23 protein-coding genes are annotated in these 24638 nt (G+C 71.1%); 9 read left to right on the forward strand and 14 right to left on the reverse strand.

Annotation, left to right across the window (positions count from 1 at the left end; all coding sequences use genetic code 11):
- Positions 1 to 25: 25 nt before the first annotated feature.
- Both HQQ78_RS04485 and HQQ78_RS15755 read left to right on the forward strand, forming a co-directional pair.
- Positions 26 to 1639, forward strand: a complete 1614-nt coding sequence (locus tag HQQ78_RS04485; protein WP_056047698.1) for an acyl-CoA carboxylase subunit beta — start codon at positions 26 to 28, stop codon at positions 1637 to 1639.
- A complete protein-coding gene (locus HQQ78_RS15755; RefSeq protein ID WP_173151216.1) occupies positions 1636 to 1917 on the forward strand; it encodes an acyl-CoA carboxylase epsilon subunit in 282 nt (93 codons plus the stop codon). Before HQQ78_RS04485 ends, HQQ78_RS15755 begins: the two co-directional genes overlap by 4 nt.
- Positions 1918 to 2191: 274 nt before the next feature.
- On the opposite strand, the gene HQQ78_RS04495 is transcribed toward HQQ78_RS15755, so the two are convergent.
- The 4 genes from HQQ78_RS04495 to HQQ78_RS04510 form a co-directional block, all read right to left on the reverse strand.
- Entirely contained in the window at positions 2192 to 3238 is a 1047-nt protein-coding gene (locus tag HQQ78_RS04495) for a hypothetical protein (protein WP_173151218.1), read from the reverse strand.
- Positions 3235 to 4542, reverse strand: a complete 1308-nt coding sequence (locus HQQ78_RS04500; protein ID WP_173151220.1) for a sensor histidine kinase — start codon at positions 4540 to 4542, stop codon at positions 3235 to 3237. The genes HQQ78_RS04495 and HQQ78_RS04500 overlap by 4 nt, the downstream gene beginning before the upstream one ends.
- Positions 4532 to 5236, reverse strand: a complete 705-nt coding sequence (locus tag HQQ78_RS04505; RefSeq protein WP_123570456.1) for a response regulator transcription factor — start codon at positions 5234 to 5236, stop codon at positions 4532 to 4534. The genes HQQ78_RS04500 and HQQ78_RS04505 overlap by 11 nt, the downstream gene beginning before the upstream one ends.
- A gap of 77 nt (positions 5237 to 5313) precedes the next feature.
- Positions 5314 to 6555 carry a class I SAM-dependent RNA methyltransferase gene (locus HQQ78_RS04510; protein WP_173151222.1) on the reverse strand — a complete coding sequence of 414 codons (1242 nt, stop codon included), beginning with the start codon at positions 6553 to 6555 and terminating at the stop codon, positions 5314 to 5316.
- Positions 6556 to 6581: 26 nt separating this feature from the next.
- On the opposite strand from HQQ78_RS04510, the gene HQQ78_RS04515 reads away from it, so the two are divergent.
- The 4 genes from HQQ78_RS04515 (at position 6582) to HQQ78_RS04530 (ending at position 11715) form a co-directional block, all read left to right on the forward strand.
- On the forward strand, positions 6582 to 7271 hold the full coding sequence (locus HQQ78_RS04515; RefSeq protein WP_173151224.1) for a nucleoside triphosphate pyrophosphatase: 690 nt from the start codon (positions 6582 to 6584) through the stop codon (positions 7269 to 7271).
- Positions 7272 to 7350: 79 nt separating this feature from the next.
- Positions 7351 to 9108 (forward strand): biotin carboxylase N-terminal domain-containing protein, encoded by a 1758-nt coding sequence (locus HQQ78_RS04520; RefSeq protein WP_056046390.1) that lies wholly within the window; start codon positions 7351 to 7353, stop codon positions 9106 to 9108.
- 61 nt (positions 9109 to 9169) lie between these two features.
- The gene (locus HQQ78_RS04525; RefSeq protein ID WP_123570460.1) at positions 9170 to 10003 is read left to right on the forward strand and encodes a purine-nucleoside phosphorylase; all 834 of its coding nucleotides are present in this window, start codon (positions 9170 to 9172) and stop codon (positions 10001 to 10003) included.
- Between the two features lie 8 nt (positions 10004 to 10011).
- Complete coding sequence (locus HQQ78_RS04530) at positions 10012 to 11715, forward strand: phospho-sugar mutase (RefSeq protein ID WP_173152168.1); 1704 nt, start codon at positions 10012 to 10014, stop codon at positions 11713 to 11715.
- 114 nt (positions 11716 to 11829) lie between these two features.
- Here the strand turns inward: HQQ78_RS04530 and HQQ78_RS04535 are convergent, their stop codons facing one another.
- The 10 genes from HQQ78_RS04535 to HQQ78_RS04580 all read right to left on the reverse strand — a co-directional run bounded on the left by HQQ78_RS04535 (position 11830) and on the right by HQQ78_RS04580 (position 22256).
- The gene (locus HQQ78_RS04535; RefSeq protein WP_056046395.1) at positions 11830 to 12102 is read right to left on the reverse strand and encodes a PTS sugar transporter subunit IIB; all 273 of its coding nucleotides are present in this window, start codon (positions 12100 to 12102) and stop codon (positions 11830 to 11832) included.
- 31 nt (positions 12103 to 12133) lie between these two features.
- On the reverse strand, positions 12134 to 12580 hold the full coding sequence (locus HQQ78_RS04540; protein ID WP_056046397.1) for a PTS sugar transporter subunit IIA: 447 nt from the start codon (positions 12578 to 12580) through the stop codon (positions 12134 to 12136).
- A 2-nt stretch (positions 12581 to 12582) separates the two neighbouring features.
- Positions 12583 to 13704 carry an adenosine deaminase gene (locus tag HQQ78_RS04545; RefSeq protein ID WP_173151226.1) on the reverse strand — a complete coding sequence of 374 codons (1122 nt, stop codon included), beginning with the start codon at positions 13702 to 13704 and terminating at the stop codon, positions 12583 to 12585.
- 132 nt (positions 13705 to 13836) lie between these two features.
- Positions 13837 to 15132, reverse strand: coding sequence for a thymidine phosphorylase (locus tag HQQ78_RS04550; protein ID WP_173151228.1), 1296 nt, complete (start codon positions 15130 to 15132; stop codon positions 13837 to 13839).
- An 83-nt stretch (positions 15133 to 15215) separates the two neighbouring features.
- Positions 15216 to 15653 (reverse strand): cytidine deaminase, encoded by a 438-nt coding sequence (locus tag HQQ78_RS04555; RefSeq protein ID WP_371740353.1) that lies wholly within the window; start codon positions 15651 to 15653, stop codon positions 15216 to 15218.
- A complete protein-coding gene (locus HQQ78_RS04560) occupies positions 15650 to 16939 on the reverse strand; it encodes an ABC transporter permease (protein WP_173151230.1) in 1290 nt (429 codons plus the stop codon). Before HQQ78_RS04560 ends, HQQ78_RS04555 begins: the two co-directional genes overlap by 4 nt.
- Positions 16936 to 18210, reverse strand: coding sequence for an ABC transporter permease (locus HQQ78_RS04565; RefSeq protein WP_056046406.1), 1275 nt, complete (start codon positions 18208 to 18210; stop codon positions 16936 to 16938). The genes HQQ78_RS04560 and HQQ78_RS04565 overlap by 4 nt, the downstream gene beginning before the upstream one ends.
- On the reverse strand, positions 18207 to 19727 hold the full coding sequence (locus HQQ78_RS04570; RefSeq protein WP_056046408.1) for an ABC transporter ATP-binding protein: 1521 nt from the start codon (positions 19725 to 19727) through the stop codon (positions 18207 to 18209). Before HQQ78_RS04570 ends, HQQ78_RS04565 begins: the two co-directional genes overlap by 4 nt.
- A 157-nt stretch (positions 19728 to 19884) precedes the next feature.
- Positions 19885 to 20970 carry a BMP family protein gene (locus HQQ78_RS04575; protein ID WP_159825424.1) on the reverse strand — a complete coding sequence of 362 codons (1086 nt, stop codon included), beginning with the start codon at positions 20968 to 20970 and terminating at the stop codon, positions 19885 to 19887.
- A 167-nt stretch (positions 20971 to 21137) separates the two neighbouring features.
- A complete protein-coding gene (locus tag HQQ78_RS04580) occupies positions 21138 to 22256 on the reverse strand; it encodes a mannose-1-phosphate guanylyltransferase (RefSeq protein WP_123570462.1) in 1119 nt (372 codons plus the stop codon).
- A 96-nt stretch (positions 22257 to 22352) separates the two neighbouring features.
- Between HQQ78_RS04580 and HQQ78_RS04585 the strand changes: the two genes are divergently transcribed.
- The 3 genes from HQQ78_RS04585 to sdhD all read left to right on the forward strand — a co-directional run bounded on the left by HQQ78_RS04585 (position 22353) and on the right by sdhD (position 24588).
- Positions 22353 to 23495, forward strand: coding sequence for a glycosyltransferase family 1 protein (locus HQQ78_RS04585; RefSeq protein WP_173151232.1), 1143 nt, complete (start codon positions 22353 to 22355; stop codon positions 23493 to 23495).
- Between the two features lie 186 nt (positions 23496 to 23681).
- A complete protein-coding gene (gene sdhC / locus HQQ78_RS04590; protein WP_082460414.1) occupies positions 23682 to 24134 on the forward strand; it encodes a succinate dehydrogenase, cytochrome b556 subunit in 453 nt (150 codons plus the stop codon).
- 4 nt (positions 24135 to 24138) lie between these two features.
- Positions 24139 to 24588 (forward strand): succinate dehydrogenase, hydrophobic membrane anchor protein, encoded by a 450-nt coding sequence (sdhD, locus tag HQQ78_RS04595; RefSeq protein ID WP_056046415.1) that lies wholly within the window; start codon positions 24139 to 24141, stop codon positions 24586 to 24588.
- The last annotated feature ends 50 nt before the right edge of the window (positions 24589 to 24638 follow it).

Genomic DNA, 24638 nt, shown 5'->3' on the forward strand with positions numbered 1-24638 from the left:
CGGGTCGGTCAGTAGAGTGAAGCGCGTGACTCCTGACTCCGCGCCACTCACCGACGCCGCGCCCGACCTGCACACCACCGCGGGCAAGCTCGCCGACCTCAAGGCCCGCTATCACGAGGCCGTGACGGCCAGCGGCGAGGCCGCGATCGCGAAGCAGCACGCCAAGGGCAAGAAGACGGCCCGCGAACGGATCGACGAGCTGCTCGACCCGGGTTCGTTCGTCGAACTCGACGAGTTCGTCCGACACCGCACCCACGCCTTCGGCATGGAGGCCAAACGGCCCTACGGCGACGCGGTCGTCACGGGAACGGGCACGATCCACGGCCGCCAGGTCGCGGTCTACTCGCAGGACTTCACCATCTTCGGCGGCTCGCTCGGCGAGGTGGCGGGTGAGAAGATCATCAAGGTCATGCAGCTGGCCCTCAAGACCGGGGTGCCCATCATCGGCATCCTCGACTCGGGCGGAGCGCGCATCCAGGAGGGCGTCGTCGCCCTGGGCAAGTACGGCGAGATCTTCCGACTGAACACGGCCGCCTCGGGCGTCATCCCCCAGATCTCGCTGATCATGGGCCCCGCGGCCGGAGGCGCGGTGTACTCCCCCGCGCTGACCGACTTCGTGATCATGGTCGACAAGACCAGCCACATGTTCGTCACCGGCCCGGACGTCATCAAGACCGTGACGGGCGAGGACGTGGGCTTCGAAGAGCTCGGCGGAGCCCTGACCCACAACAAGGTCTCGGGCGTTTCGCACTACCTGGCGAGCGACGAGGACGACGCCCTCGACTACGCCCGCGCGCTGCTCTCGTACCTGCCCGACAACAACCTGGCCGACCCGCACGTCTTTGACGTGCCGGTCGAACTCGAGACCACCGACCACGACCGCCAGCTGAACACGCTGATCCCGGACAGCCCGAACCAGCCCTACGACGTCATGACGGTCATCGACCACGTCGTCGACGACGGCGAGTTCCTCGAGGTCCAGCCGCTGTTCGCGCCCAACATCGTCGTGGGCTTCGGCCGGGTGGAGGGCCGTCCGGTGGGCGTGATCGCCAACCAGCCGTCCGCCATGGCTGGCACCCTCAACATCGAGGCCGGCGAGAAGGCCAGTCGTTTCGTGCGCTTCTGCGACGCGTTCAACATCCCGATCCTCACCCTGGTCGACGTGCCCGGCTACCTGCCCGGCACGGACCAGGAGTGGACCGGTGTCATCCGTCGCGGAGCCAAGCTGCTCTACGCCTACGCCGAGGCCACGGTCCCGCTCGTGACGGTGATCACCCGCAAGGCGTACGGCGGCGCCTACATCGTCATGGGGTCGAAGCAGTTGGGTGCCGACATCAACCTCGCGTGGCCCACGGCCGAGATCGCCGTGATGGGCGGTCAGGGCGCAGTCAACATCCTCTACCGCAACGAGATCAAGGCGGCGGCCGAGGCGGGCGAAGACGTGGCGGCCGTGCGCACGCGACTGGCCAACGAGTACACCTACAACGTGGCGAGTCCCTTCCTCGCCGCGGAGCGGGGCGAACTCGACGGTGTCGTCGAACCGGCCGCGACCCGCGTCGCCGTCATCAAGGCACTGCGGGCCCTCAAGACCAAGCGGGCGACCCTGCCGCCGAAGAAGCACGGGAACATCCCCCTGTGAGTGGTCGCCACGCCGCCGACTCCCCCGACCCGGCGGACTCCCCCACCGACTCGGTCGAGCAGCCGTCGGCTCCCCTCATCAGGGTCGTCGCCGGGGACCCGACGCCGGACGAACTGGCGGCCGTCACGGCGCTTCTCGCCGCCGTCGCGGCCGGCCGGGCCGAATCGGCGACGACGACGTCCTCCCGACCCATGACGTCGGGCTGGACGCGATCGGCCCGGGCACCCCGTCCCGTCATCACGGCCGGAGAAGGCCGCTGGCGGGGTTTCGAGGGCTGACGCCCCCGGAACGGGGGTAGACGCAGTCATCTTCCCCCACCTGTCCCCCTAAATGACGACTGCACCCGGGGCCCCGACCCACCATGCTTGCTCTTGCTAGGTGTCTCTCTCGGAGTCACACCACCAGCAGGACCACATGGGTAGTGGATTCCTGCCGGGGGGAGTCAGGGCGACATTCGGGTTGCCGCCCTGACTCAGGGTCTCGGAAGGGCCGGACGATCGTCCGGCCCTTCCCACTTCCACCCGCCCCGTTGCGAGGCTGCCTGGTGGGTGATCAGGGCGCCGAGCGAGGGATCTGCAGCCAGAGCTGCACCTCGTCGGCGTCGTCGTCCTCGTCCGCGTCGGCCGAGACACCCCGGCCGAGGGCGCTCGACGACAGGTCCGGCGAACCGAGCCCGACGACCGTGACGGCGTCGTCCCCCCCGCCCTGGACGGTCCGGACGATGATGCGATCGGCGAGCGAGCCGCGGAGGGCCTCGGCGAGCACGGCATGGACCCGCCGCAGGTCGGTGGGCCCGAGGTCGTCGAGGCCCCCCTCGTCGAGGAGGCTGACGACGGCCCCGCGACGGCGCGCCGCCATGACCTCGTGACGCACGTCGTCGTCGAGGAGGCGGCGTCCCCGGATCTCGTCCCGGATCGCCCCCTCGAGGTTCAGGCACTCCTGTCGCTCGTCCGCGGTCAGGTCACCGTGCCGATCGACGATGGTCTGGAGCATCGGTCGTGCCGTCCGGCCCGTCTGCAGCAGCCGGTACTGCCGCTCGTTCACGTGGGCTTCCTGCGCGGCCTGCCAGTCCGCCGCCTCGTGCTCGGCGAGGATGAACTCACGCGTCTCGCGCCCGGCACGCGTCAGCGTGCTCGACATCGCGTGGCTGAAGGCGACCCAGACCACGCTGCCGACGATGCCGAGGTCGGCGATCTGTTCGGCCCCGGCCCAGAGCACCCCGTGAGCCGCCATGAATCCGACCCCGAGCCAGGCGAACCCCTGGCGGCGTCTCGTCGACACGATCACCATGAGCGTGCCCACGGCCGCCACGTACCACGTGGCGTAGCCGTTCTTCACCGAGCTGTCGAGCTCCGAGGTCACGACCAGCGGGAGGACGATGCTGACGGCGAGGCAGAACGAGGCCAGCCACACGGGCATGATGACATGGCGGCTGGGCCACAGCACGGCCACGGTCGCCGCGGCGTACAACACCATGCACGCGACGACGGGCAGCGGATCGGTGAACCGGTCCAACGAGGCCACGGCGAGGACCAGATGGTAGGCCGAGAAGACGGCGGCGAGCGAGACGATCAGCCACCGCGGCACGGACACCCTCACGCGACGCCCTCCGGGATGCCCGTCTCGTCGGCGCGGTCGGGCGAGGAACGGGGAGCCGGTCCCCCCTCGAGGAGGGCGCCGACCGGCCACTGCAGTCGCACGAGGGTTCCGCGCCCCGGTGCCGAGTCGATGGTCGCGAGTCCGCCGGCGTTGTTCAGCCTCTCGTGGATCGACACCCGGACACCCAGACGCTCGGTCGGCACCGTCGCCGGCTCGAAGCCCTTGCCCGTGTCGCCGACCTCGACGGTCGTGAGGCCGGTCGCCTCGCGGGTGACGTCGACCCACCGCCGGACACCGGGCGCGTCCCCGGCGTGCTGGGAACTGTTCACCAGGGCCTGCACGGCGGCGGAGTAGAGGGCCTCCGCGGCGGTGGACGGGATGCCCTCGCCCTCGATCGGGCCCCGGCGCAGCTCGACGGAGACGCCCAGGTCCGACACGGCGGCCTCGATGCGGTCGACCATGCCCGTGACCGTCGTGTCGGACTCGTCGAACGGAGTCGTGCTCGCCGCCGCCGAGAGGTGGGACATCGCGTTCCGGGCCATGTTGGTCGACAGCTCACGCTCTTCGGGTGACCAGGCCCTGGCCGCCTGGATGAAGGTCGTGAGGACGCTGTCGTGCACGATGGCGTCGACCTGCACCCGTTCGAGCTCGGTGGCGTGCTCGCGGATCGCCTCGGAGTACCGCGCGACCGCGGTCGCCTGGGCCTGGTCGACGTTCGCGGCCGCCTGGCGCAGGATCACCACGAGGATCAGGACCGCACCGCCGAGCAGGATCGCGTAGACGGAGTCGAGGGTCGCGCGCTGCGGGGAGACCGCTCCGCCCGACGGCGTCAGGCGGATGAAACCGTAGACGGCGGGGGCGACGAAGAGGTAGCCGGTCGCGATCCAGGTGGAGAACGCCGACGCGGCCGAGGCCGTGGCGACGGTGCACAGGTACCAGAGCCAGGGCACGCTCGCCTGGACCTCGCTGGGGTCGTCGACGGCGAGGGGCCAGGTGACCAGCGCGATCAGGTAGGCGATCGCGACGAAGGCCTCGACCGTGGTCACGCCGCGCTGCACGAGGCTCGCCACGACCAACGCCAGGAACCCGCCGAACATGGCCAGGCCGATCACCCAGGCCCAGGCGAGCTGCATGCTCCCGACCTGACCGATCATCCCGGGCAGGGCCTGCAGGCCGAACACGAGACCGGCCGCGGCGATGATGCGCCCCAGCACCTTGTCGAGCAGGGCACGACTGATCGGGTTGCGCGGGGGCCGCAGGGGCCCGAGCGGGAGCGGGCCGGTCAGCCGACCCTCACCGGCCATCGCCACCGTCCGCGTCGAGCCCCGGCAGGATGCCGTCCTCGACGGCGCGACGGAGGAGGTCGACCTTGGTGGGTGCCGGGCGTCCGACCTCGACGTACTTGACGCGGATGCGGTCGAGGTACTCGCGGGCAGTCGAGTAGCCGATGCCGAGCTGTTGGGCGGCCAGCTTCAGCGGCAGACCCGAGGCGTAGAGGTGCAGGATCTCGCGCTCGCGACGACCCAACTGGGCCTTGGCGAAGTCGCGGTCGGCATCGATCGCGCTCGCCCACTCGAGGTTGTTGAGCACGTCGCCGCGGGCGACCGTGGCGACCGCGGCCATGACGGTCTTCGTGGCGGAGGACTTCGGGATGACGCCGGCCGCCCCCGCGGCGAGCGCCTCACGGACCGAGGCGACCCGGTCGGCGATGCTGTGCACGAGGACGGCCGACCCCGTCGCCTGGACGCGCTTGACGTTCTCGGTGACGGTCGAGCCGTCGCCGAGCGACAGGTCGAGGACGACGACGTCGACCTCGCGACCCGCGAGGTTCTCGACGAACTCTTGCACGCCGGCGGCGGTGAGGATCACCTCGAAGCCCTCGTTCTGGCACGCGGCCTGGATGCCGAGCCGCACCGACTCGTGGTCGTCGACGACGGCGACCCGCACGGGTGCTGTCTGGCGGGTGGCGATGGGGGTCTCGGTCGTGATGTCTGACACGGTGATCCTTCGGTCGGCGTGTGCCCTGGTCCCTGAATCCCGGGCGTGCACGGGGTACATCGTAACCGGACGGCGGCTCAGGCCGGCAGCAGGCGCACCACCGTCTCGACGTGGTGCGTGTTCGGGAAGAGGTCGTACGCCTGCAGGGCGTCGAGCGCGTAGCCCCGCTCGGCGAAGAGGGCCACGTCCCGGGCGAGGGCGACCGGGTCGCACGCGACGTAGACGACCTGGGCCGGGCGGAGGGCCGCGATCTCGGACACCACGTCGCGCCCGGCGCCCGAGCGGGGCGGGTCGAGCACGACCGTCGCGGCGGCGAGGCGCTCGCGCTCGGCGTCGCTCGCCTGCGACGCGGTCTGGCGCAACCAGCGCTCGACGCGTCCCGTCACGGCCGACGCGCCGATCCACTCGGCCAGGTTCTCGGACGCGTGCTCGGTGGCCCGCTCGTCGCTCTCGACGCTCGTGATGCGCGTCCCCGCACCGAAGCGGTCCCCCACGGCGGCGGCGAGGAGTCCGACCCCGCCGTACAGGTCGAGGTTGGCGCCCTTCGGGTCGAAGCGCTCGGGGTCGATCATGGTCTGCACGGCGGCGGTGAGCGTGGCCGCTGCCTCGCGGTGCACCTGCCAGAAGCCGCCGTCGTCGAGCCGGAACTCGCGGTCGCCGACGACCTCGGTGATGGTCGAGCGGGCCTGCCGCCCGATGATCAGACGCGCGCCTCCGCCGCTCGGGGCGACGACGTCGACGTGTCCCTCGCCGGGGAAGGCGTCACCCAGCGGCGCCACCTCGGCGACCTCCGGCGACGCGAGCGGCAGGTCGGGCACGTGCACGACCCGGTGCGACAGAGCCGCGTACTGACCGGGACGCCCCTCGGCGTCGAGGTGCAGGCGCAGGCGCGTGCGCCACCCGGTGCCGCCGCGCTCGTCGTCGCCGGGCAGGGCCTCGACCGAGACGCGGCCGTCGGCGTCGGCGATCCCGCCCATGCGGGTCAGCGCGTCGACCACCACGCGTCGCTTCAGCTCGCGCTGGTGGCCGAGCTCGACGTGCCCGAACTCGGCGCCGCCGGCACGGTCGGTCGGATCGACCTCGAGGGCGGCCGCGCCCCACACGTGGGGCCGACGGTGCTCGCTCGCCTCGAGGACGCGCACCGTGTCGGCCCGCCAGAACGCCTTCTTGCGGTCGTCGGTGATGCGCGCCACGACCTTCTCGCCGGGCAGGGTGTCGGTCACGAACACGACCCGCCCGTCGAGTCTGGCCACCGAGATGCCCCCGTGTGCGATGCCCGTCACGTCCAGTTCGACCTCGCGGCCCAGCATGTCTCCCATGCGTCGAGTCTGACAGGCTGGGCGGCATGACCGTCCCGCTCTACCTGGCCAGCACCTCCCCCGCCCGTCTCGCCCTGCTGCGCGCCGCCGGCGTCGAGCCGGTGCTGATCAGTCCCGGTGTCGACGAAGAGGCCGCGGTCGCGGTCGAGTCGACACGGCTCGGCCGAGCGCTCACGGCGGCCGAGACGGTGCAGCACCTCGCCAGGCTCAAGGCCGAGGCCGTGCTCGACACGGTCGTCGACGGCCGCCCCCTCGACGGGTTGGTCCTCGGGGGCGACAGCGCCTTCGAGTTCGACGGCGAGGTGCACGGCAAACCCCACGAGCCCGCCCTGGCGCTCGACCGGTGGCGCCGCATGGCCGAGATCGGCCACGGCACCCTCTGGTCGGGTCACTGGCTGGTCGACCACCGCGGTGGCGCTCCGCGCGTCACCGCCGAGACCCCCTCAGGAGGCGCGGGCCGGGTCGCGAGCGCGTCCCTCACCTTCGCCGACGACCTCGACCCGCGCGAGCTCGCGGCCTACGTCGAGACGGGCGAGCCGCTCGAGGTCGCGGGGGCCTTCACGATCGACGGTCGGGCATCCGCGTTCATCACGCACATCGAGGGCACCCCGAGCGCCGTCGTCGGACTCTCGGTGCCCGTGCTGCGGTCGCTCGTCCGGGGCTTCGGCGTGCCGTGGCACGAGCTGTGGACCTCGCCGACCGCCGGCTCCTTGTAGGTTCTGCCTCGCGCCTCCTCGTCCTTTTTGTGCACGTCAGCCAAAGGCGGACGGGGAGGGCGCAATAGGGTGGGGAACTATGCCGCGTATCAGCAAGGTCCTCATCGCCAATCGTGGAGAGATCGCCGTCCGCGTGATCCGGGCCGCGCGTGACGCCGGAATCGGCTCGGTCGCGGTCTACGCCGACCAGGACCGCGACGCCCAACACGCCCGCCTCGCCGACGAGGCCTACGCCCTGGGCGGGACGACGAGCGCCGAGACCTACCTGGTCATCGACAAGATCCTCTCGATCGCCCGTCGCTCGGGTGCCGACGCCGTGCACCCCGGCTACGGCTTCCTCGCCGAGAACGCGGACTTCGCCCGGGCCGTCCAGGCCGCGGGCCTGGTCTGGATCGGCCCGTCGCCCGAGGCCATCGAGCAGCTGGGCGACAAGGTCTCGGCCCGGCACATCGCCGAGCGCGTCGGCGCCCCGCTCGCCCCCGGCACCCTCAACCCCGTCTCGGGCGCCGACGAGGTGCTCGAGTTCGTCGACCAGCACGGCCTCCCCGTCGCGATCAAGGCGGCCTTCGGCGGCGGCGGACGCGGTCTCAAGGTCGCCCGCACCCGCGAAGAGGTCCCCGAGCTGTTCGACTCGGCCACCCGCGAGGCCGTCGCGGCCTTCGGACGCGGCGAGTGCTTCGTCGAGAAGTACCTCGACCAGCCCCGCCACGTCGAGACCCAGTGCCTGGCCGACGCACACGGGAACGTCGTCGTCGTGTCGACCCGCGACTGCTCGCTGCAGCGCCGTCACCAGAAGCTCGTCGAAGAGGCCCCCGCACCGTTCCTCACCGACGAGCAGACCACGAAGCTGTACGAGTCGTCGAAGGCCATCCTCCGCGAGGTCGGCTACGTCGGTGCCGGCACCTGCGAGTTCCTGATCGGCAAGGACGGCACCGTCTCGTTCCTCGAGGTCAACACGCGCCTCCAGGTCGAACACCCCGTGTCCGAAGAGGTCACCGGCATCGACCTCGTCCGCGAACAGTTCCGCCTCGCCGAGGGCGGCGTGCTCGACTACGACGACCCCGAGGCCCGCGGCCACTCGTTCGAGTTCCGCATCAACGGCGAGGACGCCGGTCGGGGCTTCATGCCCGCACCCGGTCCGATCCACGTCTTCAAGGCCCCGGGCGGTCCCGGCGTCCGCGTCGACAGCGGCGTCCAGGCCGGCGACGAGATCAGCGGGTCGTTCGACTCGCTTCTCGCCAAGCTGATCGTCACGGGTTCTTCGCGCGAGGACGCCCTCGAGCGTTCCCGTCGCGCCCTGGCCGAGTTCGAGGTCGCCGGCCTGCCGACCGTGCTGCCGTTCCACCGTGCCATCGTCGACGACCCCGCCTTCGCGCCGGCCGACGGTGCAGCGTTCTCCATCTACACCCGCTGGATCGAGACCGAGTTCGACAACACCATCCCCGCGTGGAGCGGCGAGGCCGAGGCCCCCCGGCCGGCCGACGAACGCGACACCGTCGTGGTCGAGGTGGGCGGAAAGCGCCTCGAGGTCTCGCTGCCGGCGGGCCTCGGGTCGCGCACCGCGCCTCCTGCGGTCGCGCCCAAGCGCCGGGGCGCGCCCCGGTCGTCGGTCGTCACCGCGACCGGTGCCGAGGTCAAGGCTCCGATGCAGGCCACCGTCGTCAAGCTCGCGGTCGAGGCCGGTCAGCAGGTCGTCAAGGGCGACCTGGTGCTCGTCCTCGAGGCCATGAAGATGGAGCAGCCCGTCGCCGCCCACCGCGACGGCACCGTCTCGGGCATCGCGGCCGTCGTCGGCGAGACGGTCTCGTCGGGTCACGTCCTGCTCAGCATCGACTGACCCCCGCGCCGGGCCCGGCGGCGACCGGGGACGCGCGTCGGCAGACCCTAGAGTGGACGCCATGTCTGAGACCACCACGCACCCGCTCGACGACCGCGCCGCCGACCCCTTCGAGGTCGCCCGCACCGCCGCCGCCGAGATCGCCGAGAAGACCGGCGTCGCCCGACACGACATCGCCCTGACGCTGGGCAGCGGTTGGGCCAAGGCCGCCGACCTGATCGGTGAGACCGTCGCCGAGGTCCCCGCGACCGAGATCACCGGCTTCGCCGCGTCGGCCGTCGTCGGCCACACGAGCTCGATCCGCAGCATCGCACTGCCCTCGGGCAAGCACGCCCTCGTCATGGGCGCCCGCACCCACTACTACGAGGGCCACGGCGTGCGTCGGGTCGTGCACGGCGTGCGCACGGCCGCCGCCACGGGCGCGACGACCATGATCCTGACGAACGGTGCCGGGGGCATCAAGGAGACCTGGAAGCCCGGCACGCCGGTGCTGATCAGCGACCACATCAACCTCACGGCGGACTCGCCCCTCGAGGGCGCGACGTTCATCGACCTGACCGACCTCTACTCGACGCGCCTCCGCGACGTCGCCCGCGGCATCGATCCCGAGCTCGACGAGGGCGTCTACACGCAGTTCCGCGGCCCGCACTACGAGACGCCGGCCGAGGTGCAGATGGCCAAGGCCATCGGCGGGCACATCGTGGGCATGTCGACGGCCCTCGAGGCCATCGCCGCGCGCCAGTCCGGCATGGAGGTGCTCGGCATGTCGCTGATCACCAACCTGGCCGCGGGCATCCAGAAGACGCCGCTCAGCCACGCCGAGGTGCTCGAGGCCGGGCGCGACGCCGAGGCCAAGATCAGCGACCTGCTCGCCCGCATCGTGGCGGCCCTGTGAGCGGCGACGTGACGGGGTCCGGCAGCGACGGCTCCCCGGTCTCGTCCGACCTCGAGCGGTTGATCGCGTCGGCCACCGCCTGGCGCGACCAGGACCCCGACGACGAGACGCGCGACGAGCTCGACCGATTGCTGACCCGGGCCGGCTCCGACGACGCCGACGCCTCGTCCGAACTCGCCGACCGCTTCGCCGGTCGCCTGCAGTTCGGCACGGCCGGCCTGCGCGGCGCCCTCGGCTCGGGTCCGAACCGCATGAACCGCGTGCTCGTGGCGCAGGCCGCGGCCGGCTTCGCGGCCTTCCTGCGGGGCCGCGAGTCGAGCCCCTCCATCGTCATCGGCTACGACGGGCGCAAGAACTCCGACGTCTTCGCGCGGGACACGGCCGAGATCATGGCCGCCGCGGGCGTCGCGGCCACGATCCTGCCCCGCGCCCTCCCGACCCCGGTGCTGGCCTTCGCCGTGCGCCACCTCGACGTCAGCGCAGGCGTCATGGTGACCGCGAGCCACAACCCGGCGCAGGACAACGGCTACAAGGTCTACCTCGGCGGTGTCGACGCCGGCTCGCAGATCGTGTCCCCGGTCGACGGCGAGATCGCCGCCGAGATCGAGAAGGCCGCGCAGTCCCCCGTCACGCGACTGGCCCGTTCCGACGACTACCGCGAGGCCGGTGACGACCTCGTCATGGAGTACGTCCGTCGCACCGCCGCGGTGGCCGGCACGGCGGCGAACGGTCGTCAGCCACGGGTCGTATACACCGCGATGCACGGCGTCGGGTGGGAGGTCGCACGCCGCGTGTTCGCGACCGCCGGCTTCACCGAGCCGATCCCGGTCGGCGAGCAGAGCGCCCCCGACCCGGCGTTCCCGACCGTGGCCTTCCCCAACCCGGAAGAGCCCGGCGCCCTGGACCTCGCGTACGCCACGGCCGGCCGCGTCGAGGCCGACCTGGTCATCGCCAACGATCCCGACGCCGACCGGCTCGCGGTCGCGATCCCCGTCGACGGCGGCTGGCGTCGACTCAGCGGCAACGAGGTCGGCTCGCTGCTCGGCTGGCGCGCCGCAGAACGGGCACGACGGGACGACCGCGACGGCACCCTGGCCGCGAGCATCGTCTCGTCGCCCGCCCTGCGCGAGATCGCCCGGGTGCACGGACTCGACTACGTCGACACGCTCACGGGATTCAAGTGGGTCTCCCGCGTCGGAGGGCTGCTCTACGGCTACGAAGAGGCACTCGGCTACCTCGTCGACCCCGACGTCGTCCGCGACAAGGACGGGATCTCGGCCGCGGTCGACCTCCTCGCCCTCGCCACCGAGCTGCACACGGCCGGGTCGAGCCTGGCCGAGCACCTCGTCGCCTTCGACGAGCGGTTCGGCGCCTACGCCTCCTCGCAGATCTCGATCCGGGTCGAGGACCTCGCCACCATCACGGACCTCACCGACGGTCTCCGCCGGCGCCCGCCGTCGACGATCGGCTCGCACCGCGTCGACCGGGTGGACGACTTCCGGGACGGGTTCGGAGCCTTCCCCGCGGGCGACATCCTCCGCTACTGGCTCACCGACGGCTCACGCGTCATCGTCCGCCCGAGCGGCACCGAGCCGAAGCTCAAGGTCTACATCGACGCGTCGAGCACCGAGGGCGACGCCGTCGCCCGTCGAGCCGCCGCCGAGGCGGCCGTGACCGATCTCGACGCGGGCATGCGCGACCTCCTGGCCTGACGGTCGGGGCGGTGACCGCCCGGACGACGAGAGAGACCCCGGAGGCGCGAGCTGCGCCTCCGGGGTCTCTCTCGTCGTGGCCGGTGCGGTTCGCCCCGGTGCCGCACGCCGCGGTCAGCCGAGCGACTTCTGCAGCTTCTCGGTGAGCTCCGCCTGGTCGAAGTGGTTCTGGATGACGATGACGTCGGCGAACGTGGAGCCGATGGCCTCGACGAACTCGGCCGACGTGAGGATCACCTGCGCATCGTCACCGACCGTCGCGATCGAGCCGATGTCGGCCGCGACCACGTCGGCCTCGATGTCGAGCTTGGCCAGGACCCGCTCGGCGTTGACCTTGAGGATTCCGCTGCTGCCGATGCCGGCGCCGCAGATGGTGACGATCTTCATTGTGGGGAGGTCTCGATCCGTGGGAGGGCGATCAGGCGGGGACGCCCATGAGCCGCCGCACCTCGTCGACCGAGGAGGCGGCCGCGAGGGCGGGGATGACGGAGGCCTCGTTGAAGACGTTCGCCAGGTCGGCGATCGACTCGAGGTGGCCGCCGACGGTGACGATCGCGAGGCCGAGGACCACGCTGACCGGGTCGTTGTGCGGGTGCCCGAACGGAACGGGCTCGGCCAGGGTCACGACGGCCAGGCCGTCGCGGACGACGTCGTCACCGGGCCGTGCGTGGGCCAGGGCGAGACCGGGGGCGATGACCACGTAGGGGCCGTGTTCGTCGATCATGCGGACCATCTCGTCGCCGTAGCCCTCGCGGGCGGCACCGGAGTCGACCAGGGCACGACCGGCCACTCGGACGGCCTCACGCCAGTCGACGACCTGGGCGCCGATGACGACGGCCTCGTCCGGCAGCGGCGGGAGTGCCATGGTCAGGCCCCCTCGAAGCCGGCGGTGATGCGGTCGGCCAGCGCCTCGCGGTCCTCGAGGGGCAGGAAGCACGACGCGGCGGCGTTGAGTTGGAAGGTCTCGTTGTCGTCGAGGTCGTAGTCGAAGGCCTGGCTGAGCAGGGCGAGCTCTTTGCAGAGGCTCGTGTCGCTCATCAGGCGGTTGTCGGTGTTGACCGTCACGCCGTAGCCGAGCTGGTACAGCAGGTCGAAGGGGTGGTCGTCGAGGTCCGTTCCCCAGGCAGCGATGGCACCGGTCTGCAGGTTCGACTGCGGCGACAATTCGAGCGGGATCTCGCGGTCGCGCACCCACGAGGCGATCGGCCCGATCTCGACGGTGGAGGTCGATCCCTTGCTCGCGACGACCCGGATGTCTTCGGCGATGCGGACCCCGTGACCGAGCCGGAGGGCCCGCCCGTCGATCAGCGCACCCCGGATGCTGTCGAGACCGTCGGCCTCGCCCGCGTGCACCGTGACGGGCATGAACTCGCGGGCCAACAGGTCGAAGGCGACCCTGTGGTCGGCGGCCGGGTACCCCGCCTCGGGACCGGCGATGTCGAAGGCCAGCACGCCGTTCTCGCGATGGCGCACGGCGAGCTGGGCGATCTCGAGCGATCGCTCGCCCTGGCGCAGCGCACTCAGGATCTGCCCGACCGAGATCTCGTAACCGTCGTCGGCCAGCGACCGCACGGCCGACGCGAAGCCCGCCTGCACGGCCTCCACCGCCTGGTCGAGGGTGAGCCCCTGCCGCTGGTGTTGCTCGGGGGCCCAGCGCACCTCGGCGTGGACGACGCCGTCGGCGGCCAGGTCGAGGACGAACTCGTGCGCGACCCGGGTCAGCTGCTCGCGGGTCTGCATGACCGCGACCGTGAGCTCGAAGGTCGCGAGGTAGTCGACGAGGGTGCCGGAGTCGGCGTTCTCGACGAACCAGCGGCGCAGCGCCTCGGGTTCGGACGCGGGGAGATCGACGCCGGCCTCGACCGCGAGGTCGACGATGGTCTCGGGCCGGAGTCCGCCGTCGAGGTGGTCGTGCAGCGAGACCTTCGGCAGGGCCGCGAGGCGCGGGCCCCCGTTCGGCAGCCGGTAGTCCTTGTCGGGAGCGCTCATGCCCTCAATCTACTAGCGCTCCGGGCGGCGACTCTGGACGCGCGCCACGAGAGAGGTGCGCTCTCCACGAGAACCGGCACCGCGCCTCCTGGACGGAGGCGCGGTGCCGGTGGGACGTGCTCGGGCGGGTCGTCAGCCGATGCGCTCGGCGACGATGGTGCGCGCCGCCGGAGCCTCGTCGCCGATCGTCCACGCCCCGTCGACGGCCTCGAGGGCACGCTCGAACCGCTCGGGTTCGTCGGTGTGCAGGGTGAAGAGGGGCTGGCCCTCGGTGACCCGGTCGCCCGGCTTCGCGTGCAGCTCGATGCCGGCCGCCGCCTGCACGGGGTCCTGCTTGCGGGCGCGACCGGCGCCGAGGCGCCAGGCACCGATGCCGAAGGGCAGCGCGTGCTGCTCGGTCAGGTAACCGCTGCGCCCGGCGGTGACGACGTGCGTCTCGCGGGCGGTCGGCAGCGCGGCGTCGGGGTCCCCGCCCTGGGCACGGATCATGCGCTTCCAGGCGTCCATGGCGCGTCCGTCGTCGAGGGCGGCCTCGACGTCGGCGTCGGGTCGACCCGCGAGGGTCAGCATCTCGCGGGCGAGTGCCACCGTGAGCTCGCGGATGTCGGCGGGGCCGCCTCCGGCGAGGGTCTCGACCGACTCGCGGACCTCGAGGGCGTTGCCGATGGTCAGCCCGAGCGGCACGTTCATGTCGGTCAGCAGGGCGGTGGTCGCGACGCCGGCGTCGGTGCCGAGGTCGACCATGGTGCGGGCCAGCTCACGCGACCGCTCGATGTCCTGGATGAAGGCGCCCGACCCGAACTTGACGTCGAGGACGAGGGCGGCGGTGCCCTCGGCGATCTTCTTGCTCATGATCGACGACGCGATCAGCGGGATGGCCTCGACGGTGCCCGTGATGTCACGGAGCGCGTAGAGCTTGCCGTCGGCGGGGGCGAGGCCCGACCCGGCGGCGCAGACGACGGCGCCGCTGTCGGCCATGATCTCGCGCATGCGGTCGTTCGAGATCGAGGCCTGCCAGCCGGGGATCGACTCGAGCTTGTCGAGCGTTCCCCCGGTGTGGCCGAGGCCCCGGCCCGAGAGCTGGGGCACGGCGACGCCGAACGAGGCGACGAGCGGAGCCAGCGGCAGGGTGATCTTGTCACCGACGCCACCGGTGGAGTGCTTGTCGACGGTCGTCTTGCCGAGCCCGGCGAAGTCCATCGTCTCGCCCGACCGGATCATGGCCATCGTCATGTCGCGGATCTCTCGGCGCTCCATGCCGTTGAGGAAGATCGCCATGGTCAGCGCCGACATCTGCTCGTCCGCGACGTACCCGCGCGTGTACGCGTCGATGAGCCAGTCGATCTGCGCGGTGCTGAGGGCGTCGCCGCCCCGCTTGACGCGGATGAGGTCGACGGTGTCGAACGGTTCGACGGCGTTCTGGGTCACGGCGGGGCTCCTAGCAGTGGTGCGATGGGTGGTGCGAGGGCGCGACCACGGGGTCGCGACCGGGAGGGACGAGGAGGCGCGGGTCAGCCCTGCGAGGCGCGGTACGCCTCGAGCTGCCGCGGTCCGAACGCGTCGGGGATGACCTCGTCGATGGTCTTGAAGCCCGAGACGGTGTCGAGGACCATGGCTTCGTCGGAGTGTTCGTAGAGCAGCTGACGGCACCGCCCGCAGGGCATCAGGACCCCGCCGTTGCCGTCGACGCAGGCGAAGGCGACCAGACGGCCCCCTCCTGACATGACGAGGTCGGACACCAATGAGCACTCGGCGCAGAGGGTGATGCCGTACGAGGCGTTCTCGACGTTGCAGCCCGAGACGATACGACCGTCGTCCGTGACGGCCGCGGCCCCCACGGGGAAGTTCGAGTAGGGGACGTACGCCTTGCGCATGGCGTCGCGAGCCGCTCCGCGGAGGGCGTCCCAGTCGGTCTCGGCGAGCACGGACCCGCTGCTGCGGCCCGTCACGACTTGATGTAGGGCTTGCCCGAGGCCGCGGGGCCCCGGGACTGCCCGACCAGGCCGGCGACCGCGAAGATCGTCACGACGTACGGCAGCATGAGCATGAACTCGCTGGGCACCGGCGAACCGATGGCCCCGAGCACGTTCTGCAGGTTGCTCGCGAAGCCGAACAGCAGCGCGGCGAGCGTGGCCCGGATCGGGTCCCACCGACCGAAGATGACCGCGGCCAGGGCGATGAAGCCCGCGCCCGCCGTCATCTCTTTCTGGAAGTTGCCGAGCGAACCGAGCGTGAAGTACGCCCCGCCGAGGCCGGCGATCGCCCCCGCGAGGGAGACGTTCCAGAACCGGGTGGCGTTGACCTTGATGCCCACGGTGTCGGCCGCCTGCGGGTGCTCGCCCACCGAACGGAGGCGCAGCCCCCACCGCGTGCGGAAGAGACCGTAGAAGACGACCGCGATCGCGATGTACATCAGGTAGACGATGATCGTCTGACGGAAGAAGACCGGCCCGACGATCGGGATCTGGCTGAGGACCGGGATGTCGAGCTGCGGGAACCGCACGCCGCGGTTCAGCGACTCGGACTTCGACAGCACCTGCGAGTACAGGAAGCTGGTGAGGCCCGTGACGAGCACGTTGAGCACGACGCCGACGATGACCTGGTCGACGATGTAGCGGATGCTGAACACCGCCAGGACCATCGACACGAGCACGCCCGCGATCATCGCCCCGACCAGGCCGACGTAGGCCGACCCGGTCGCCGAGGCGACCATGGCCGAGACGAAGGCTCCGGCGAGCAACTGCCCCTCGATCGCGACGTTGACGACACCGACCCGCTCGCTGATGACACCGCCGAGGGCACCGAAGATCAGCGGGGTGCTGAGTGCGAGGGCGCCGAGCAGCAGACCGGGCACCGGGATGGTCTGACCGGCGCTCGCCCACGTGAGGAAGCCGAGCAGGAAGAGGACGCCGAACACGGCGATCAGCCAGATCGGCACCTTCTCGAAGCGGACGGCGCGCAGCACCGCGACCACCGTGATGACGGCCAGGAGCACCGTCAGCACGATGCCGGTGCCGGCCGCCGGCAGGACCGCGTCGGGCAGGGCGAAGAAGTCCGTCGTCGTCGACAGGCGGAAGGTGCTCTCGCCGTCCCGGGCGAGGCCGAGGAACAACACGGCGGCCACGATCGTGAAGATCGCGAACGCGATCGGGGCCTTGAGACTGCGGGACGAGGCCCGCGCCAGGTCGGGCGACGGCGCGGCGGGGACCGCGGTGTCGGGGGTGAGCGTGCTCACTTGGTGACCACCGCCTCCTTGTTCGAGGCCTTGCGCACCGGGCGGAGGCCCGGGGCCGGCAGACGGAAGATCGCTCGGACCAGCGGGGGCGCGGCCACGAACAACACGATGAGGGACTGCACGACGAGCACGATGTCGATCGGCACGCCGTTGGCGGCCTGCATCGAGTACCCGCCGGCCTTGAGCGCGCCGAAGAGGACGCCGGCGCCGAACACTCCCCACGGCCGCGAACGACCGAGCAGCGCGACCGTGATCGCGTCGAAGCCGATGCCGGCGTCGATGCCCGAGGTGAAGCCGCTGGTCAGCGTGCCGAGCACCTGGGTCGACCCGGCGACGCCCGCGAGCGCACCCGAGATGAGCATCGCGTAGAGGTAGATGTTCTTGACGTTCATGCCGGCCGTGCGGGCTGCGTGCGGGTTCTCGCCGACGGCACGGAACCGGAAGCCGAGCGTCGACCGGTTGATCAGCCACCAGACGACGGCGGTGATCACGATGACCAGCACGAAGCCCCAGTTGAGGTTGTACCGGGCGCCGAACAGGTCGGGCAGGATCGCCGTGTCGAGCGTGGCGGGCGACTTGGGGTTCGCGCTGCCCGGAGCCTGCAGCAGGCCCTGCGTCCGCAACATGAAGGCCAACAGGTAGAAGGCGATGTAGTTGAGCATGATCGTGAGGATCACCTCGTGGGCGCCGGTGCGGGCCTTGAGCAGGCCCACGATGCCGCCCCACAGGGCACCCGCGGCGATGCCGGCGGCGAGGGCGAGGGGAAGGTGCACGGCGAGCGGCAGGTGGAAGGAGAAGCCCACCCAGCCGGCGGCGGCCGAGGCCATCAGCATCTGCCCGCGGGCACCGATGTTGAACAGGCCCACGCGGAACGCGACCGCGACGCCGAGGCCCGCGGCGATGAGGGGCACGGCGTAGTTCAGCGTCTCGGTCAGCGGACGGATGCCCGCTGCGAAGCCGTCGACCCGGAAGTTGTAGATCGCGCCCTGGAACAGCGACGAGTACGACCCGCCGACCGCGGTCCAGAACGCCTGGAAGAAGTCGGCCGGGCGCGAGAAGAAGTAGCCCAGCGTGCCCTGCACCGTGGTGTCGGTGAACCCGATGAGGAGGCCCGAGACGACGAGCGCCAACACGACGGCGAGCACCGAGATGGCGGCGTTGCCGGTCGTGATCTCTCTCAGGAGGCGCGAGCCGCGTCCCTCGGTCGACTCCGGTGACGACGGGGCGGGTGGCGTGCCCGGGCCCGTCGTGGTGGTCGTGGCGTCGCTCACGCTGCCTGCTCCGTTCCCTGCGGCATCTCGCCGGCCATCATGAGCCCCAGCACGTCGCGAGGGGTGTCCGCCGGCACGATGCCGACGATGGTGCCGCGGTACATCACGGCGATGCGGTCGGCCAGGGCGGCGACCTCGTCGAGCTCGGTCGAGACGACGATGACGGGCACGCCCTGGTCGCGGGTCTCGACGATGCGCTTGTGCACGAACTCGATCGACCCGACGTCGATGCCGCGGGTGGGCTGGGCGGCCACGAAGAGCCGCAGGTCGCGGCTGAGCTCGCGCGCCAGAACGACCTTCTGCTGGTTGCCGCCCGAGAGGCGGCCGGCAGGCGTCGTGATGCCCTGGGTGCGGATGTCGAACTCCTTCACCTTGGCCACGGCGAACGCCGCGAGCTCGGCGAGCTTGAGCGAGCCGCGTTTCACGAAGGGACCGGACTGCGAGCGGTCGAGCATGAGGTTCTCGGCCACGGTGAACTCGCCGACGAGGCCGTCCTGGTTGCGGTCCTCGGGGACGAAACCGACGCCCGCGTCGAGGACCTGGCGCACGCTGCGGCCCGTGATGTCGCGCCCGTCCAGGGAGACCCGCCCTTCGACCCGGGGCTGGAGGCCGAGGATGGCCTCGGTGAGTTCGGTCTGGCCGTTGCCCTGGACGCCGGCGATGGCGAGGATCTCGCCCCGGCGGACCTCGAACGAGACGTCGTCCACGACGACCTGTCCGATGGGGTCGACCACCCGGAGGTTCTCGACCACCAGGGCGGGCTCGCCGGCTTCGGCGGGGGCCTTCTGGACGGTGAGTTCGACGGCGCGACCGACCATGAGCGAGGCGAGCTCGGCGTTCGAGGCGGTCGGTTCGGCCTCGCCGACGACCGTGCCGAGTCGGATGACGGTGATGCGGGTGGCGACCTCGCGCACCTCGCGCAGCTTGTGGGTGATGAAGACGATGGCGGTGCCGGCGTCGCGCAGCTGACGCATGATCACCATGAGCTCGTCGGTCTCCTGCGGCGTGAGCACGGCGGTGGGCTCGTCGAACACGAGCACCTTGGCGTCACGGGACAGGGCCTTGATGATCTCGACGCGTTGCTGCACACCGACGGGCAGCTCTTCGACGAGGGCGTCGGGGTCGATGTCGAAGCCGAACCGGCTGCTGATCTCTCGCACCTTGGCGCGGGCCGCGGCGAGGTCGAGCCGGCCGCCGGACCTGGTCTCTTCGTGGCCGAGCATGACGTTCTCGGCGACGGTGAAGACGGGCACCAGCATGAAGTGCTGGTGGACCATGCCGATTCCGGCGCCCATGGCGTCGCCCGGACCCGAGAAGTGCTGGACGGCGTCGTCCAGCAGGATCTCGCCCTCGTCGGCCTGGTAGAGCCCGTAGAGCACGTTCATCAGCGTGGACTTGCCGGCGCCGTTCTCGCCGAGCAGGCAGTGGATCTCGCCGGGCTCGACGGTCAGGCTGATGTGGTCGTTGGCGGTCAGCGCGCCGAATCGCTTGGTGATGCCCCGCAGTTCGAGCTTCATCTCAGGTGGCTACCTCGGGTCTAGGCATTCGGGTGGGGACGGGCGGCACCGGGTCGGCGGCCCGCCCACGGGCGTTGAGAGGGCCGGGAGCGACGGGGTGACCGTCGCTCCCGGCCCTGGGTCAGTCGATGCTAATCGATGACGGGAGGTGCTTTCGTCAGCTGGTGAGCGCCGACGGGGACTCGACCTCGATCGAGCCGTCGATGATGCCGGCCTTGATGGTGTCGAGCTCGTCCTGCAGACCGGAGTCGACCTTGTCGGCGTAGTCGTGGAACGGGGCGATGCCGACGCCGTCGTTCTCGAGCGTGCCCACGTAGGGCGTGCTCGAGAACTTGTCCTCGCTGGCCTGCGTGACGACCGCGTCGGTCGCCTGCTTGATGCCCTTGAGCACCGAGGTGAGGAAGAGGTCCTTGTTGGCGCTGTCGGTCTCGTAGGTGTCGCTGTCGGCACCGACCAGGACGACGTCCTTGCCGGAGTCGCGGATCGCCTCGGCGGCGCTCTGGTAGATCGGGCCACCGACCGGCAGGATGACGTCGGCGTTCTGGTCGATCAGGGTCTGGGCGCTCTGCTTGGCCGTGGTGCCGGCCTCGAAGCCACCGGTGAAGGTGCCGTTCTGGGCGTCGACGTCCCAGCCGACGACCTTGACGTCCTCGCTCTTCTGCTCGTTGTAGTACTTCACGCCGTCGGCGAAGCCGTCCATGAAGATGGTGACGGTCGGGAACTGCATGCCGCCGAAGGTGCCGACGACGCCGGTCTTCGAGTAGCTCGCCGCCGCGTAGCCCGCGAGGAACGCGGCCTCGGACGTGTTGAAGGTGATCGGCTGCACGTTGTCGGCCGTGATCGACGAGTCGTCGATGGTGGCGTAGTTGATGCCCGAGTTCGCCTCGGCCGCCGACTTGGTGGCGTCGGCGAGCGCGAAGCCGACCGTGACGATCAGGTTGCAGCCCTGGTCGGCGAGGTTCGACAGGTTGGCGTCGTAGACCGTCTCGTCGGCCGACTCGACCGTCTTGGGCGTGGACCCGATGGTCTTCGCGGCCTCGGTCAGGCCCTCGTAGCCGAGCTGGTTGAACGACTTGTCGTCGAAGCCGCCGGCGTCGGAGACCATGCAAGGGACGAAGTCGCTCGAGGCGCCGCTGGTCGAGCCAGAGCCGCTCTCGGGGGCCGAGGCACAGCCGGCCAGGATGACGGCGGTGCTCGCCAGGGCGAGGCCGCTGAGCACGGCCTTGCGCGCAGTTGTAGTCAAGTTGTCCTCCAGGGTGCAGCCCGGCACGAGGCGCGCCGGGTGGGTATGGCTGACAGGTTACCTACTGTGACGAGCGCCTCCGACCGACGGGTGGTAGTGATGCCGAGGCGTTACACAGTCGCGACCACGACGTAACGAGCACGAAACGTCCACGGGCCCGGAGCGGGTCAGAGGACGTCGCTGCGACCGCTCAGCTTGAGGGCGTCCACGACGCCCTTGACGCGTTGGGCGTTCGCCGTCGTCGTGACGAGCAGGGCGTCGGGGGTGTCGACCACGATGATGTCGTTGACGCCGATCAGCGAGATCAGCCGGCCGCTGTTGCCGACGACGATGCCGCTCGAGCTGTCGGCGAGCACGCGGGCGTTCTCGCCGAGGATGGCCAGGTCGCTCTTGCGACCGCCGGCGTGCAGCTTGGCGATGGAGGCGAAGTCGCCGACGTCGTCCCAGTCGAAGTCGCCGGGCACGACGGCAAGCCGGCCCGCCGCGGCGGCTGGTTCGGCCACGGTGTAGTCGATGGCGATCTTCTCGAGGCCGGGCCACACCTTGTCGACGACGGCGCCGCGCTTCGGGGTGTCCCACGCCGCCGCGAGCTCTTCGATGCCCTCGAGCAGGTCGGGACGGGTCTCGCCCAGCTGCTCGAGCAACCGGTCGGCCCGCGAGATGAACATGCCGCCGTTCCAGAGGTAGTCGCCGCCGGAGACGTAGCGCTCGGCCGTCTCGAGGTCCGGCTTCTCGACGAACGACTCGACCGTGCGGGCGCTCGGTGCGCCCTCGATGTCGAGCGGTGCGCCGACATGGATGTAGCCGAACCCGATCGCGGGTTCGGTGGGGGTGATGCCGATCGTGGCGATGTAGCCCTCGTCGGCGGCGACGATGGCCTCGCGGACGGCCCGACCGAAACCGCGGGTGTCGGCGATGACGTGGTCGGCGGCGAACGAGCCGATGATGACGTCCGGCTCACGACGACGGAGGACGGCGGCCGCGAGGCCGATGGCCGCGGTGCTGTCCTTCGGCTCGCTCTCGAGGACGACGTTGTGGTCGGCGAGGCCGGGCAGCTGCGACTCGACCGCGGCTCGGTGTGCCCGCCCGGTGACGACCATGATGCGTTGGTCGCCGTTGAGCGGGGCGAGGCGGTCCCAGGTGCCGCGCAGCAGGGTCGAACCGCTGCCGGTGAGGTCGTGCAAGAACTTGGGTGCGTCGGCGCGGCTGAGCGGCCAGAGACGGGACCCGATGCCACCCGCCGGGATGATGCTGTAGAACCGGTCGAGGCTTTCCTGGATCGTCATGAGTTCACCTTATCGACGCCCCTCCTCCATGCCTCCGATCCCCTCGCGCCACCGTCGCCGTCGAGGCTCGCAGCACGAGCAGTCCGAGGAGGACCGATGCGAGTCGTGATCGTGACCGAGAGCTTCCTACCCACCGTCAACGGGGTCACCACGAGCGTGCTGCGCGTGCTCGACCACCTGGCCCGACGCGGACACGAGGCCATGGTCATCGCCCCGGCCGGCCGCGGGACCACGAGCTACGCCGGCTTCCCCGTCCACCGGGTGCCGTCCGTGGCCTACCGCCAGTTCCCGGTCGGCCTGCCGAACCCGCAGGTCGCGGCCGCCATCGCCGGGTTCCGACCCGACGTCGTGCACGTCGCCTCGCCGTTCCTGCTCGGCGCCCAGGCCATCGCCGCGGCGGCACGCCTGGGCGTGCCCTCGGTCGCCGTCTTCCAGACCGACGTCGCCCGGTACGCGGGGACGAACGGCCTCGGGCTCGGCTCGGCCGTCGCCTGGCGGCTCGTCCGCCGCATCCACGACCAGGCCACGACGACGCTGGTCCCCTCGCGCGCCTCCTTGCGGGACCTCGAGACGGCCGGCGTGGGCCGGCTCGCGACCTGGGGGCGAGGAGTCGACTCGGCCCTGTTCCACCCGAACCGCAAGTCGGGCGACGCGGTGCGCGCCCTGCGGGAGTCCTGGGGCGCACCCGACCAGGTGCTCGTCGGCTACGTGGGCCGACTGGCCCCCGAGAAACAGGTCGAGCGACTGGCCGCCCTGCGCCCCCTGCGGGAGGCCCGCCTCGTGGTCGTCGGGGGCGGCCCCTCACTGCCCGCCCTCCGCCGCCGCCTGCGACAGCTCGACCCGGTGTTCACCGGCCCTCTGCACGGCGAGCACCTCGCGGACGCCTATGCGGCGCTCGACGTGTTCGTGCACACCGGCTCGACCGAGACCTTCGGTCAGACCGTCCAGGAGGCCCACGCCAGCGGACTGCCGGTCGTGGCCCCGGCCGCGGGCGGGCCCCTCGACCTGGTGCGGCACGGGGTCGACGGGTTCCTCTTCGAGCCCCGCCACGACCACTCGCTCCGCCGGAGCGTCCGCACCCTGGTCCTCTCGGACGAGCTGCGGGCCCGCTTCGGCGAGGCCGGCAGGCGGGCGGTCGTCGGACGCACGTGGGAGACGCTCGGCGACGAGCTCGTCGAGCACTACCGACGGGCGATGGCGAGCGTCCGCGACGGGGCGGAGCGCGCCTCCGTCCGCTGATCGCGGGGCCGGGCCGACGGGTCCGTCTTGTCTCGACGTCGAACGACTTCGGAGGAGCGGGGCCGCGTCCGCACTCGGCGGGAACATAGACTGGACAGGTTCTGAGAACGCCACCAGCGGACACGGCTGTCCCTCGTACCGATCGAGCGAGAACGTCGTCCGCCCCATCCGCGAGGAGAAGTGCTCATGGCCGAGCAGTCGACGCGAACGGTCGCATCACCGGCAGGCAGACCGGGTGCACCGAAGATCAGTGCGCCCAAGGCGCCCGGGAAGATCGCCGGCACCCTCTACCGGGGCCGTGAGGGCATGTGGTCGTGGGTCCTCCACCGCATCACCGGCGTGAGCATCTACTTCTTCCTGCTGGTGCACATCCTCGACACCGCCCTGGTGCGGATCAGCCCCGAGGCATACAACGCGGTGATCGGCACCTACAAGAACCCGATCATGGGGCTCGGCGAGACCGGCCTCGTCGCCGCGATCCTGTTCCACGCCCTGAACGGCCTGCGGATCATCCTCATCGACTTCTGGGGCCCCGGCACCAAGTACCAGCGCGTCATGTTCTGGGTCGTCATCGGCCTCGCCGTGGTCCTGTTCGCCGGCTTCGCCCCGCGCCACCTGATGAACGTCTTCTCGGAGTAGAGCCATGACCACCCAGACCGTCGAAGCCCCGCGCTCGGCCCGTGCGGCCCAGCGCTCCACCAACTACGAGAAGTGGGGCTGGATCTACATGCGCGCCAGCGGCCTGCTGCTCGTCGTGCTCGTGTTCGGCCACCTGTTCATCAACCTGCTCGCGAGCGAGGGCGGCGTCAAGGCCATCGACTTCGCCTTCGTGGCCGGCAAGTGGGCCAGCCCGTTCTGGCAGGTCTACGACACCCTCCTCCTCTGGCTCGCGCTGATCCACGGCACGAACGGCATGCGGACGATCGTCAACGACTACGTCTCGAAGCCGACGGTGCGCAAGGTCCTGCTCGTCACGCTCGTGACCTCGACCGTCGTCCTGCTCGTCCTCGGAACGCTCGTGATCTACACGTTCGACCCGTGCCCTGCGAACGCCCCGGCCGACCTGCTGCCGTCGTTCTGCACCGCCGGCTAGCCAACCGGCCCACCGTCCACTCCGGCCACCGGCCGCACGTCCCCCACCGG

This window comes from Frigoribacterium sp. VKM Ac-2859 (assembly GCF_013204925.1).
GTDB lineage: Bacteria > Actinomycetota > Actinomycetes > Actinomycetales > Microbacteriaceae > Frigoribacterium.